This is a genomic window from Brevundimonas sp. DC300-4, assembly GCF_049897365.1.
Taxonomy (GTDB): domain Bacteria; phylum Pseudomonadota; class Alphaproteobacteria; order Caulobacterales; family Caulobacteraceae; genus Brevundimonas.
In genome coordinates this window covers 33,844-46,686 of record NZ_JAFCWC010000009.1, presented here as the reverse complement: position 1 = coordinate 46,686, position 12,843 = coordinate 33,844, and the positions used below count along the sequence as shown (strand labels likewise).

General features: G+C 66.1%; 12 protein-coding genes. All 12 read right to left on the bottom strand.

Annotation, left to right across the window (positions count from 1 at the left end):
- Positions 1–31: 31 nt before the first annotated feature.
- Positions 32–322: a hypothetical protein gene (locus tag ACP7AZ_RS13560; protein ID WP_426039162.1), complete on the bottom strand. Its 291-nt coding sequence runs from the start codon at positions 320–322 to the stop codon at positions 32–34.
- A 20-nt stretch (positions 323–342) separates the two neighbouring features.
- Positions 343–1,044 carry an ABC transporter ATP-binding protein gene (locus ACP7AZ_RS13555; RefSeq protein WP_426039161.1) on the bottom strand — a complete coding sequence of 234 codons (702 nt, stop codon included), beginning with the start codon at positions 1,042–1,044 and terminating at the stop codon, positions 343–345.
- Positions 1,037–2,338: a lipoprotein-releasing ABC transporter permease subunit gene (locus tag ACP7AZ_RS13550; RefSeq protein WP_426039160.1), complete on the bottom strand. Its 1,302-nt coding sequence runs from the start codon at positions 2,336–2,338 to the stop codon at positions 1,037–1,039. Before ACP7AZ_RS13550 ends, ACP7AZ_RS13555 begins: the two co-directional genes overlap by 8 nt.
- On the bottom strand, positions 2,335–3,648 hold the full coding sequence (gene proS / locus ACP7AZ_RS13545; protein WP_426039159.1) for a proline--tRNA ligase: 1,314 nt from the start codon (positions 3,646–3,648) through the stop codon (positions 2,335–2,337). The genes ACP7AZ_RS13550 and proS overlap by 4 nt, the downstream gene beginning before the upstream one ends.
- 227 nt (positions 3,649–3,875) lie before the next feature.
- Positions 3,876–4,139 (bottom strand): DUF1467 family protein, encoded by a 264-nt coding sequence (locus ACP7AZ_RS13540; RefSeq protein ID WP_426039158.1) that lies wholly within the window; start codon positions 4,137–4,139, stop codon positions 3,876–3,878.
- Position 4,140: 1 nt separating this feature from the next.
- Positions 4,141–4,563 (bottom strand): methylmalonyl-CoA epimerase, encoded by a 423-nt coding sequence (gene mce, locus ACP7AZ_RS13535; RefSeq protein ID WP_426039157.1) that lies wholly within the window; start codon positions 4,561–4,563, stop codon positions 4,141–4,143.
- On the bottom strand, positions 4,563–6,248 hold the full coding sequence (locus ACP7AZ_RS13530; protein ID WP_426039156.1) for a ribonuclease J: 1,686 nt from the start codon (positions 6,246–6,248) through the stop codon (positions 4,563–4,565). The genes mce and ACP7AZ_RS13530 overlap by 1 nt, the downstream gene beginning before the upstream one ends.
- Entirely contained in the window at positions 6,245–7,027 is a 783-nt protein-coding gene (locus ACP7AZ_RS13525; RefSeq protein WP_426039251.1) for a type III pantothenate kinase, read from the bottom strand. The genes ACP7AZ_RS13530 and ACP7AZ_RS13525 overlap by 4 nt, the downstream gene beginning before the upstream one ends.
- Entirely contained in the window at positions 7,024–7,785 is a 762-nt protein-coding gene (locus tag ACP7AZ_RS13520; protein WP_426039155.1) for a biotin--[acetyl-CoA-carboxylase] ligase, read from the bottom strand. Before ACP7AZ_RS13520 ends, ACP7AZ_RS13525 begins: the two co-directional genes overlap by 4 nt.
- Positions 7,786–7,789: 4 nt before the next feature.
- The gene (nuoN, locus tag ACP7AZ_RS13515) at positions 7,790–9,235 is read right to left on the bottom strand and encodes an NADH-quinone oxidoreductase subunit NuoN (protein ID WP_426039154.1); all 1,446 of its coding nucleotides are present in this window, start codon (positions 9,233–9,235) and stop codon (positions 7,790–7,792) included.
- 7 nt (positions 9,236–9,242) lie between these two features.
- A complete protein-coding gene (locus ACP7AZ_RS13510; protein WP_426039153.1) occupies positions 9,243–10,730 on the bottom strand; it encodes an NADH-quinone oxidoreductase subunit M in 1,488 nt (495 codons plus the stop codon).
- 1 nt (position 10,731) lies between these two features.
- Positions 10,732–12,840 (bottom strand): NADH-quinone oxidoreductase subunit L, encoded by a 2,109-nt coding sequence (gene nuoL, locus ACP7AZ_RS13505; RefSeq protein WP_426039152.1) that lies wholly within the window; start codon positions 12,838–12,840, stop codon positions 10,732–10,734.
- Between the last annotated feature and the right edge of the window lie 3 nt (positions 12,841–12,843).

The window sequence follows — 12,843 nt, the reverse complement described above, 5'->3', positions numbered from 1 at the left end:
TCTTAGGACCAAGCAGCCGCGAGGTGAAGCGTCAGCGTGACAAGCGGGTGTCGCATTCCGCCACACCCTCCGCGACCCCGAGGTCGACATAGAGTCGCCGCGCCTCGGTCCAGTCAACGACCGCTTCCCCGGACCGTCCCAGGGCGTCCAGCGCCAAGGCCTTGAGCCGGAGCGAATTGGCGAGATCAAGCCCCCGATCCGGCAAACCGAAATAGATATCGGCCGCCTCGGTCGCCTCGGCCAGAGCGGCTGCAGCCCGGGCCTCCAGACGCGCAAGGTCAGAGCTGTGACGAAGCTCGTAGGCCCGTTCCAGATCATCCATGCCAGCCTCCGCTGATCCGATCAGTATTCCCGACTCTCGGCCTGGCGCTCTTCCAGATGGCCGTCCTTCAAGGCGAAGACGCGGTCCATATGGCCGGCCAGTTCCATGTTGTGGGTGGCGATCAGGGCGGCGACGCCGGTCTCCTTGACCAGTTTCTGGAGCGACTCGAAGACCGTCTGGCTGGTGGCGGGATCGAGGTTGCCCGTCGGCTCATCGGCTAGCAACAGGCGCGGCCTGTTGGCCAGGGCGCGAGCCAGGGCGACGCGTTGCTGTTCCCCGCCCGACATCTGGGCGGGCTGGTGCAGGGTGCGTTCGGAAAGGCCGAGAGCGCCCAAGGCTTCCTCGGCGCGCGCGCGGGCCTGATCCAGAGAATGGCCGGCGATCCGCATCGGCAGGGCGACATTGTCGCGCGCGTCGAACTCCGGCAGCAGGTGGTGGAACTGGTAGACGAAGCCGACGCGGCTGAGGCGCAGGCGGGTGCGGGCGCGCTCATCGAGCTGACCGACATCCTCGCCGTCGATCCGCACCTCTCCCGAGGTGGGACGCTCCAGCAGACCCGCGGCGTGCAGCAGGGACGACTTACCGGATCCCGACGGGCCGATCAGCCCGACCAGTTCACCGGGGAAGATATCCAGATCGACGCCCTTCAGCACCGTCAGGTCGCCCTGGCCGGTCGTATAGGTGCGCGTCACCCCGCGCAGGGAGAGAACCGGGCTACTCATAGCGCAGGGCCTCCACCGGATCGATCCGCGACGCGTTCCATGACGGCGGCAGGCTGGCGAGACAACTCATCAGCAGGGACCAGAAGGCGACCCACATAACGTCGACGGGATCGACCTCGGCCGGGATGGCATCGAGCATATAGACGTCGGCGTTGAACAGCTGGACGCCGGTAATCGCCTCCAGGAAATGCTGGATCGCGCCGATGTTCAGGCAGAACAACAGGCCCAGGGTCAGCCCCGCCAGTGTTCCGGCCACGCCGATGGTGGCGCCGGCCATGAAGAAGACGCGCAGGATCGACGAGGGGCTGGCCCCGATGGTGCGCAGAATGGCGATGTCGCGGCCCTTGTTCTTCACCAGCATGACGATGCCGGAAATGATGTTCATGGCGGCGATGGCGACGACGAGGCCGAGGATGATGGACATCGCCACCCGCTCGACCTTCAGCGCGCCCCAGAAGGCCGCCAGCTTGTCACGCCAGTCGACGACGAAGCCGCCAGGACCGGCCGCCTCGCGGACAGGCGCGAGATATTCGCCGACGCGGTCGGGATCAGCGACCTTCATCTCGATGACGTCCCACAGACCCTCCTTGCCGAAGAACAACTGGGCCTGTTCGAGCGGCATGAAGATGAAGGCGCGGTCGTAGTCGGCGGTGCCCGACGAATAGGTGCCGCCGACGGTGTAGGTCTTGTTCAGTCCACCGAGGTTGCCGAAGGCCGAGTCGGCGCCGGTCGGCGAATAGATCTCGATCGGATCGCCGACCCGCAGGCCCAGCGAATCCGCCAGGGCCTGGCCGATCAGGACATTGTCGCCGCCATAGGCGCCCTGGCCGAAGCTGGCGCGCGCCTGGTCCGACAGGCTGGCGTTGACGTATTGCATGGTGTCGAGGTCGGAGGGGGCGATGCCGCGTACGAAGGCGCCAGTCGTCTGGCCACCCGCGCGAATGATGGCCTGGGACTCGGTCAGGGGGGTGACGCCGACGACGCCCTCGACTCCGCGCAGGCGGTCGACGATGGCGTCGCGGTTTGGTGCGTTCAGGACCTCGCCCTGGACATACATATGGCCGTTGAAGCTGAGCATCCGGCCCAGCAGTTCATTCCTGAACCCGGCCATGATGCTCATCACGCTGATCAGCACGGCGACGGCCAGCATGATGCCGATGAAGGAGATGATGGCGATGGTCGCGACCCCTCCCTCCTTGCGCCTGGCGCGCAGGTAACGCAGCGCGAGGCCGATCTCCCAGGAAGAGAAGGCGCCGGCGGGCCTGGGCGCCGGCGTGACCGATGTGGCCGTCAACCGATGGCCTCCAGCGCAACGGCGAGCGGCACGGTCGACTTCTCACCGGTCGCCCGGCGCTTAAGCTCGACCACGCCCTCGGCCACGCCCTTGGGACCGATGACCAGCTGCCACGGGATGCCGATCAGGTCGGCGGTGGCGAACTTGCCGCCCGGGCGCTCGTCGGTGTCGTCATAGAGGACCGACTTTCCAGCCTTCTCCAGGGCATCCACGGCTGCCTCGCAGGCCTCGCAGACCGACGGGTCGTTGGCGCGCAGGTTGATGACAACAACGTCGAACGGAGCCACGGCGTCGGGCCAGATTATCCCAGCATCGTCATGGCTGGCCTCGATGATGGCGCCCAGCAGACGCGACACCCCGACGCCGTAGGAGCCCATGTGGACATCGGTATCGACGCCGTCCGGCCCCGCGACCTTCGCCTTCATAGGGGCCGAGTACTTCGTGCCGAAGTAGAAGATGTGGCCAACCTCGATGCCGCGCGCGGTCAGGCGGTCGCCTTCCTCCGTCTGGCTTTCGAACTGGGCAGCGTCGTGCATCTCCTCGGTCGCCGCATAGAGCGAGGTGCGGCCGTCGACGATGGACTGCAGGTCGTTCCAGTCGACGTCGGGACCCGGCGCCGGCATCTCTACGAGGGCCTTGTCGCAGAAGACCTGGCTCTCGCCCGTGTCAGCCAGGACGATGAACTCGTGGCTCAGGTCGCCGCCGATCGGACCCGTGTCGGCGCGCATCGGCACGGCCTTCAGACCCAGACGGGCGAAGGTGTTCAGATAGGCCACGAACATGCGGTTGTAGGCCCGGCGGGCGGAGGCCTCGTCGATGTCGAAGCTGTAGGCGTCCTTCATCAGGAACTCACGGCCCCGCATGACGCCGAAGCGCGGCCGACGCTCGTCGCGGAACTTCCACTGGATGTGAAACAGGTTCAGCGGCAAGGCCTTGTAAGATTTAACGAAACTCCGGAAAATGTCGGTGATCATCTCCTCGTTGGTGGGGCCGTAAAGCAGCTCGCGCTCGTGCCGGTCCGTGATGCGCAGCATCTCCGGCCCGTAGGCGTCGTAGCGGCCCGACTCGCGCCACAGGTCTGCCAGTTGCAGCGTCGGCATCAACAGCTCGACGGCCCCTGCCCGCTCCTGCTCTTCGCGCACGATCTGCTCGATGCGGTTCAGGACGCGCAGACCCAGCGGCAGCCAGGCGTAGATGCCGGCGGCCTCCTGTTTGATCATTCCGGCGCGCAGCATCAGCTGGTGCGAGACGATCTGGGCGTCGGACGGCGCCTCTTTCAGCGTGGGCAGGAAATAGCGCGACAGGCGCATGGGCGTCTCGAATTCGGAAGGCGTCAGGGGTGGTCAGCTTTAAACGCGAGGACAGGGCGAAAGCTAGGCCAATCCTCCCCCGTCGGGGAGGTGGAAGCGAGCGCTTCGCGAGCAGACGGAGGGGGCTCGCCGCGCACTCCGTGTCTGGGGCCGGCGCCCTCAACCGCTTCGCGGGCCCGTCGTCGGATCGCATGCGATCCTTCCTCCACCCCCAGATGGGGGAGGATTCAGGGAACCGGCGGGGCGAGGTCCGGCAGAGGCATCCAGCCGATGAAGACCAGCCACATCACGAACATCCACAGCAGGAACGACACCCAGGTCGTGGTGATGAATTTCCGCTTGAGGTTCGGCGTCTTCGGCGCGCCCCACTGGCTGCCGTCGGTCGGCGGCTCGTGCGTCTCGCTGGACGTGCCCAGCGGCAGGACGGTGAACAGAACCACCCACCAGACGACAATGTAGATGGCGAACATGGTGATCGGGCCGATGGGCATGTCAGTGAGCTTCCTTCGGAGTTTCCATCAGCTCGACCAGAACGCCGCCCATGTCCTTCGGGTGCAGGAACAGGATGGGGGTGCCGTGGGCGCCGATACGGGGTTCGCCAGTGCCGAGGAGGGTCGCGCCCCTGGCCCGCATGGCATCGCGGGCGATCAGGATGTCCTGCACCTCGAAGCAGACGTGATGCTGGCCGCCTCTCGGGTTTTTGGCCAGGAAGCCATGGATCGGGCTGTCGTCGCCCAGCGGCTCGATCAGCTCAATCTGGCTGTTGGGCAGGTCGATGAAACAGACGCGCACGCCCTGGGCCGGCAGGTCGAACGGCTTCCCGGCCTGGGTTGCCCCCAGCATGTCGCGATACAGGGCGACGCTGGCCTCGATGGAGGGCGTGGCGACGCCGATGTGGTTCAGTTTGCCGATCATTACAGCCTCAGGATCACCGTCTCGACGATCGGGCGGCGGTCCCAGATCTGTTGCGAGGCCTTCTTCAGCACTCGCGCCACGGCCTGTTCGACCACCGTGTCGTCATCGCGAGCATCGTTCTTCAGGGAGCCCACAACCTGCTCGACGCGCTCGGCCAGGTCGTCCAGGGCATCGCCCAACGGGGTGACCTCGTCGCCCGGCAGACCGATGGCGCGGACATCGATGTCCGAGACGATCCTGCCGCGCTTGTCCATGGCGAAGCTGACCACCAGAACCCCGTTGGTCGAGGCGTGACGACGCTCGCGCAGGGCCTCTCCCTTCTCGGTGACGACCATGCCGCCGTCGACATAAAGACGGCCGTTCGGCACCTCGTCGATGATCACGGCCTTGCCGGGCGCCAGACGAACGAGGTCGCCGTTGCGCGGCGTCACCGTCTCCTCGACGCCGAGGTCGCGGGCGAAGGCGGCGTGTTCCATCAGGTGGCGGCGCATGCCGTGGGTCGGCACCGAGATGCGCGGACGGGCCCAGGCGTACATCTGTTTGATCTCGTCGCGGCACGGGTGGCCGGAGACGTGGATGCCGGGGTGATCCTTCTCGGTGTAGAGGCGCACGCCCCGGTCGGCCATCCGGTCCTGCAGGTTGGCGATCGGCAGCTCGTTGCCGGGAATGACCCGCGACGAGAAGATGCAGTGGTCGCCCAGCCCCAGCTTGATGAAGGGGTGCGAACCGTCGGCGACGCGCGACAGGGCGGCGCGATCCTCGCCCTGGCTGCCGGTGCACAGATACAGGATCTCGTCCGCCGGCCAGTGACGGGCTTCATCCTCGGTCAGGATGCGCTGCGAGTCATTGAACAGGCCGACGTGGCGGGCGGCGGCGGTGATGCGGTGCATCGACCGGCCGGCCAGGGCGACGCGGCGCCCGGCCTTGTCCGCCGCCTTGATGACGCTGACCATGCGGGCGACGTTGGAGGCGAAACAGCCGACAGCGATGCGGCCCTTCTTGAGACTGCCGATCAGTTCGATGAGGCCGTCCTGGGCCTCCGTCTCCGAACCGGCCTCACCCTCGACGAAGACGTTGGTGCTGTCGCAGACCATGGCCAGCAGGCCGTCATCGCCCATCTTCGTGATCGTGGCGATGTCGGTCGGCTGACCGATGACCGGGGCGGGATCCAGCTTCCAGTCGCCGGTGTGGAAGACCGTGCCCAGGGGCGTCGTGATCTTCAGACCGTTCGGCTCGGCGATCGAGTGGGTCATGGTGACGAAATCGACCTGGAACGGGCCGAGGTCGACGTGGCCACCGATCGGGATCTCGATGATCTTGACGTCCCTGACGCCGTTGTCGCGCAGCTTCTCGCGGATCAGGAAGGCGGTGAAGGGGGTGGCGTACAGTGGCGCCTTCATGCGGCTCCACAGCCAGGGCAGGGCGCCGATATGATCCTCGTGCGCGTGGGTCAGGACGATGCCGCGGATGTTCTCGCCCTCGAGGAAGGACGGATCCGGGACGATGATGTCCACGCCGGGCGTCGACAGGTCGCCGAAGGTCACGCCGACGTCGACGATCATCCACTGGCGATTGTCTTCCGGCCCGTAGCCGTAGCAGTTCAGGTTCATACCGACCTCGCCAGAGCCGCCGAGCGGCAGGAAGACGAGTTCGTCGTTGGCCGAAGCCTTGGTTTGTTTTGTCATGTGTCCGTCAGATGGGTATTGCGGCGCCAGATTTCGAGCATGCCGCGGATGGTCAGGTCCGGATCGAACCGGTCGATGGATGGGGTCGCCCCCTCGAACAGGGAGGCGACGCCTCCGGTTCCGATGACGGTCATGGGTTTGCCCCACTCCGCCTTGATGCGTGAGACCATGCCCTCGATGAGGCCGACATAGCCCCAGAAGACGCCGGACTGCATGTTGGACACCGTGTCCTTGCCGATGACCGTGTCCGGCTTCTGGATGGCGATGCGCGGCAGCATGGCGGCCGCCTCGTGCAGGGCCTGCAGGGAAAGATTGATGCCGGGCGCAATGGCCCCGCCCTCGAACGCCCCATCGGCGGCTATGACGTCGAAGGTGGTCGCCGTGCCGCTGTCAATGACGATCAGGTCGCCAGGATAGACCAGGTGCGCGCCGATGGCGTTGACCAGCCGGTCGGCGCCGGCCTCGCTAGGCTTCCTGATCCGCACCGGGATGCCCAGTTCGACATTGTCGCCGATAACCAGGGGCTCGACCGCCAGATAGCGGCGCGCGAGATTTCGCAGATTGAAGATCGACTGAGGCACGACGCTGGAGATGATGCAGCCGTTCAGCGACGCCAGGTCGATCTTGCGCATCGCCAGAAGCTGGGTCAGCCAGACAGCGTATTCATCGGCCGTACGGCTGGCCTCGGTCGCCGTGCGCCACTGGGCGATCCAGGTCTCGCCGTCATGGACCGCGAACAGCGTGTTGGTGTTGCCCTGTTCGATGGCGAGAAGCATCAGGCGGCCCTTCCGTGCGCGTCCGAACCGAAGAAGACGTCGCCCGCCGAAATGAGGCGCAGGGCCCCGTCCCCGGTGCGCAGGCGAAGGGCGCCGTCCGCGGCCACGCCCTCGGCATGGCCCTCGAGCGTCTCATGTCCCAGCCGGGCGACGCAGGGGCCGTCCAGGCCTTCGGTGCGCGCCGTCCAGGCGTCGAGGATCGGCTGGAAGCCCAGGCTGTCCCAGCGCGCCTGCCAGACGGCGAAGGCCTCGGCGAGGACGGTAGCTGCGGCTTCGATCGAGGGCGGATAGGCGATGTCCGCGCGCAGATGGGCGGCGAGGCTGGTCGCGGGGCGCTCGGTCCCCTCCGGCGCATGGGCCAGGTTCACCCCTATGCCGACGGCCAGCCACAGGGCGCCGGACGCATGGACGCCGGACTCGATCAGGATGCCCGAAGCCTTGCCGCCGGCAATCAGCACGTCGTTGGGCCATTTGATCGAGACCACGCCCGGAACGGCGAAGGCGTCCAGCAGGTCGGCGACCGCGAGCGCGGCCACGAAGGTGACCTGTGCGGCCTCGGCGGGCGGCTTTCGCGTCAGGGTCAGCAGGGTGGCGAACAGGTTGCCCGTGTCGCTGTTCCACGCGCGGCCCCGCCGGCCGCGTCCTGCGGACTGGCGGCGCGCAACGATCCACTGGCTCGCGATTTCCCCGGCCTCGGCGCGGCGGCGGGCCTCGGCGTTGGTGGAATCGCTCTCGTCGAGGAGGTGGATGGCGGGCGTCACCGCCCTACCCCGCTCCGAAACCGGTGGCTGCGATACGTGTCAGGGGCTCCAGCCAGGTCAGGCCGACGATCACGAGCGGGAAGCTGAAGGCCGCGCAGGCCCAGCCGATCCACTGGGCTTCAACCGGCGCCTTGTCGGTCGGCGCCGTGCCCTCGGGCGCCGCGTCAAACCACATCAGCTTGATGATGCGCAGGTAGTAGAAGGCGGCCACGACCGAGGCCACAAGACCCGCGGCAGCGACCATCCAGTAGCCGGCCGAGGCGGCGGCGCCGAAGACGTAGTACTTGCCCCAGAAGCCGGCGAACGGCGGCATGCCCAGCACCGACAGCGACAGAATGGTAATGGCCAGGGCCGTCAACGGACGATCGTTCTTGAGCCCCGCGAGGTCGGCGATCTTGCGGATCGGACGGCCGTTCCGGCTGAGTGACAGCAGGATGGCGAAGAAGCCCATGGTGTCGATCATGTACAGGGTCATGAACATGACCATGGCCTGCAGCCCCTGTTCGGTGCCGGCGGCGATGCCGAGGACGGCGTAGCCGATGTTGGCGATCGATGAATAGGCCAGCAGGCGCTGGACGTCCTTCTGGGCCAGACCGCCCCAGGCGCCGACCACGAAGCTGGCCAAGGCGATCAGGATCAGGACCTGGGCCCACTGGTCGTGGGCGCCGAGGAAGCCTTCCGACAGGGCGCGGGCGAACAGCACCATGGCGGCCATCTTGGGCGCCGTGGCGAACAGGGCTACGACCGGGGTCGGCGCGCCTTCGTAGACGTCAGGCGTCCACATGTGGAACGGCGCGGCCGAGACCTTGAAGGCCAGACCACAGATCAGGAAGACCAGGCCGAAGATCAGGCCCGGGCCCGGGTTGGCGGCCGCATAGGCGGCGATGTCCTCGAACCGCATTGAGCCGGCGAAGCCGTAGATCAGGCTGGCGCCGTACAGCAGCAGGCCCGACGACAGGGCGCCGAGGACGAAATACTTCAGGCCGGCTTCGGACGCCTTGAGATCGTCGCGATGGTAGGCGGCGAGGATGTAGAGGGCGAGGGAGTGCAGCTCGACCCCGACGTAGAGCGAGATGAGGTCGCCGGACGACACCATCATCCCCATGCCGACCGCGGCGAGGACGATCAGGATCGGGAACTCGAAGCGGGCGATGTTCATCCGCTGCATCCAGCCGCCGCCCAGAACCACGGCGAAGGCCGAGGCGATGTAGATCGCGACCTTGGCGTAGATGGCCAGCGGGTCGGCGACATAGGCGCCGTTGAAGGCCTGACCCAGCGGGCCGGTGGCGGCGACGGCGGCCGCTGCGACCAGCAGGGCGACAGACAGGATGGAGATCAGCCGTGCCGACTTCTCGCCGATGAAGGCGCCGAGCAGGAGCAGGACGAGAGCGCCTATCGCGAGCGTCAGCTCAGAGGCGGCTAGGTTCAGGGCGTATGACAGGTCAGGCATTATTCTCTCACCCGCCGGTCGCGAGCTGCCAGCCGTTGACGACGGCGTCGACGGAGGCGGCGGTGTAGTTCAGGACCAGGTCCGGCTGCACGCCCAGCCAGATGGTGCCGACGATCAGGGGGACGAAGATGACCAGCTCGCGCAGGTCGATGTCCTTGATCGTGGCCAGGGCCGGGTTGGTGATCTCGCCGAACATGACGTTGCGGTACAGGGTCAGGGCATAGACCGCCGACAGGATGACGCCGGTCGCCGCCACGAAGGCGGCCCAGGTCGAGGCCTGGTAGACCCCGGTCAGGGTCAGGATCTCGCCGATGAAGCCCGAGGTCCCCGGCAGGCCGACGTTGGCCATGGTGAACATCAGGAAGATGGCGGCGTACCAGGGCATCCGGTTCGTCAGGCCGCCGTAGAAGGCGATCTCACGCGTGTGCATCCGGTCATAGACGACGCCGACGCAGAGGAAGAGCGCGCCCGAGATCAGCCCGTGGCTCAGCATCTGGAAGACGGCGCCCTGCAGGCCCTGGGCGTTGCCGGCGAAGATGCCCATGGTCACGAAACCCATGTGGGCGATCGACGAATAGGCGATCAGCTTCTTGATGTCGGTCTGACGGAAGGCGACCAGGGAGGTGTAGGCGATGGCGATCACTGACAGGGTGAAGACCAGCGGCCGGTACGCGACCGAGGCATCGGGGAACATCGGCACGTTGAACAGGATGAAGCCGTAGCCACCCAGCTTCAGCAGAATGCCCGCCAGGATGACCGAGCCCGCCGTGGGCGCCTGGACGTGGGCGTCGGGCAGCCAGGTGTGCACCGGCCACATCGGCATCTTCACCGCGAAGGAGGCGAAGAAGGCCAGCCACAGGATCGACTGGGCCTGCGGCCCGAAGGCATATTCCTTCAGCGCCGGGATCGAGGTCGTGCCGGCCTCGTTGGCCATCCACAGCATGGCCAGCAGCATCAGGACGGACCCGAGCAGGGTGTAGAGGAAGAACTTGTAGGCAGCGTAGATCCGGTTCGCCCCGCCCCACACGCCGATGATGATGAACATCGGAACGAGGGTGCCCTCGAAGAAGATGTAGAACAGGAACAGGTCCAGCGAGGTGAACACGCCGATGACCAGGGTTTCCAGCACGAGGAAGGCGATCATGTAGTCACCGACGCGGGTCTCGACCGACTTCCAGCTGGCCAGGATGCAGATCGGCATCAGGAAGGCCGTCAGCAGGACGAACAGGATCGAAACCCCGTCGACGCCCAGATGATAGCCCGCGCCCGCAAACCAGACGTAGTTCTCGACGAACTGATAGGCCGCATTCGTACTGTCGAACTGAAGCACCAGCACGGTCGAGACGGCCAGCACCACCAGGGTGGTGATCATGGCGACCCAGCGAGCGATGGTATCCTCGTTGGACCCGGCCATCAGCTTGGCCAGCAGGATCAGTCCCGCGCCGACCAGCGGCAGGAAGGTGACGACGCTCAGGATATTGGGGATCGCACTCATCCTATGCGCCCCAGGCGTAGATGGCGAAGGCGAGCAGACCGGCCACGCCGAGCAGCATCACGAACGCATAGTGATAGACATAGCCGGACTGGATCTTCGCCAGTCGCGCGGCGGACTTCAGCGAGGCCCAGGCGGCGCCGTTCGGCCCCAGCCCGTCGATGATCTTGACGTCGCCGACCTTCCAGAAGAAGTCGCCCAGCGTCTTGGCGCCCTTGACGAAGATGACGTCGTAGATCTCGTCGAAATACCACTTGTTGTAGAGGAAGCTCCACAACGGCCCCTCGTTGGCGGCCATGCGTTTCGGCAGACCTTCCTTCAGGACGTAGAACCAGAAGGCGATGAAGGCGCCGGTCAGGGTGACGATCAAGGGCGACCACTTCACCCACAGCGGAACATCATGGCTCTCGTGCAGGACGTGGTTGGTCGGGCCGTTGAAGATCGCGCCGCGCCAGAACTCGGTCTCGTGGTGACCGATGAAGTTCGGGGCGAAGACGAAGCCGGCCGCAATGGCCCCGATCGACAGGGCGATCAGCGGAACCAGCATGATCCACGGGCTCTCGTGCGGCTTCAGCGGACCGTGGTGGCCGTGGTCGTCGTGGGCGTGATCGTCGCGCGCATGATCATCGGGCAGCGGCTCGGAATGGGTCTCGAGCTGGGCGTGAGAGGCATGGTCGTCGTGACCATGGTCGTGCGAGTGCGCCGCCATCGCCTCTTCCGTCCACTGCGGCTTGTTGTGGAAGGTCATGAATATCAGCCGCCACGAGTAATAACTGGTCAGGCCCGCCGCGAAGATGCCGACGACAAAGGCGAAATAGCCGGCCGGCGAATGCCCGCTGGTCGCCGCCGCGAAGGCGCTCTCGATGATCGAGTCCTTGGAATAGAAGCCGGCGAAGCCGCCGATCCCCGGGATGCCCAGGCCGGTGATGGCGATCGTGCCGATCATCATGACCGCATAGGTCACGGGCAGCAGCTTCCACAGCCCGCCCATCTTCCGCATGTCCTGCTCGTGATGCATGCCGTGGATCACCGAGCCGGCGCCAAGGAACAGCAAGGCCTTGAAGAAGGCGTGGGTGAACAGGTGGAACATCGACGCCTCATAGGCGCCGACCCCGGCCGCGAAGAACATGTAACCCAGCTGCGAACAGGTCGAATAGGCGATCACCCGCTTGATATCGTTCTGCATCAGACCGACCGTCGCGGCGAACAGGGCGGTGACCGCGCCGGTGACAGCGATGATCAGCGACGCCGTCGGGGCGTATTCGTAGATCGGGCTGAGCAGGCAGACCATATAGACGCCGGCGGTGACCATGGTCGCTGCGTGGATCAGGGCCGACACGGGTGTCGGGCCTTCCATGGCATCGGGCAGCCAGGTGTGCAGGAAGAACTGCGCCGACTTGCCCATGGCGCCGATGAACAGCAGCACGCCCGCCAGATCGAGCGCCGACCAGGTGTAGCCGAGGAACTCCCAGCCCGTGCCGGCCTTTGAGGCGATCATCGGGAACAGTTCGGCGAACTGGATCGTGCCGAACATCCAGAAGACCGTGATGATGCCGAGCGCGAAGCCGAAGTCGCCGACGCGGTTGACGACGAAGGCCTTGATGGCGGCGGCCGAGGCGGTCGATTTCTTGAACCAGAAGCCGATCAGCAGATAGGAGGCGAGGCCCACCCCTTCCCAGCCGAAGAACAGCTGCATGAAGTCGGCGGCGGTGACCAGGGCCAGCATGGCGAAGGTGAACAGGGACAGATAGGCGAAGAAGCGCGGCTTCGAGTCGTCCTCGGCCATGTAGCCCCAGGAATACAGGTGCACGAGCGAGGACACCGTCGTGACCACGACCAGCATGGTCGCCGACAGGGCGTCGATGCGGATCGACCAGTTCGACTGGAAATCGCCGACGTTGATGAAGGGCGAGACGACGACCGTGAACGGCTCGAGATGACCCCAGGTCCACTGGCTGAACACGGTCCAGGCCACGGCGCACGAGAAGAACAGCAGGCCGGTCGTGACGGCTTGAGACGGGATGTCGCCGATGCGGCGCCCGAAGAAGCCGGCGATCGCCGCGCCGAGCAGGGGGGCGAAGACGCCCAGGGTGACCAATAGTTCGAGGCTCACGCG

What these genes read in the sequence shown, in the direction of transcription:
- ACP7AZ_RS13555 (WP_426039161.1), bottom strand. Translation starts at nt 1,044, where the DNA reads ATGAGTAGCCCGGTTCTCTCCCTGCGCGGGGTGACGCGCACCTATACG.
- ACP7AZ_RS13540 (WP_426039158.1), bottom strand. Translation starts at nt 4,139, where the DNA reads ATGCCCATCGGCCCGATCACCATGTTCGCCATCTACATTGTCGTCTGG.
- ACP7AZ_RS13560 (WP_426039162.1), bottom strand. Translation starts at nt 322, where the DNA reads ATGGATGATCTGGAACGGGCCTACGAGCTTCGTCACAGCTCTGACCTT.
- proS (WP_426039159.1), bottom strand. Translation starts at nt 3,648, where the DNA reads ATGCGCCTGTCGCGCTATTTCCTGCCCACGCTGAAAGAGGCGCCGTCC.
- ACP7AZ_RS13530 (WP_426039156.1), bottom strand. Translation starts at nt 6,248, where the DNA reads ATGACAAAACAAACCAAGGCTTCGGCCAACGACGAACTCGTCTTCCTG.
- ACP7AZ_RS13510 (WP_426039153.1), bottom strand. Translation starts at nt 10,730, where the DNA reads ATGAGTGCGATCCCCAATATCCTGAGCGTCGTCACCTTCCTGCCGCTG.
- mce (WP_426039157.1), bottom strand. Translation starts at nt 4,563, where the DNA reads ATGATCGGCAAACTGAACCACATCGGCGTCGCCACGCCCTCCATCGAG.
- nuoN (WP_426039154.1), bottom strand. Translation starts at nt 9,235, where the DNA reads ATGCCTGACCTGTCATACGCCCTGAACCTAGCCGCCTCTGAGCTGACG.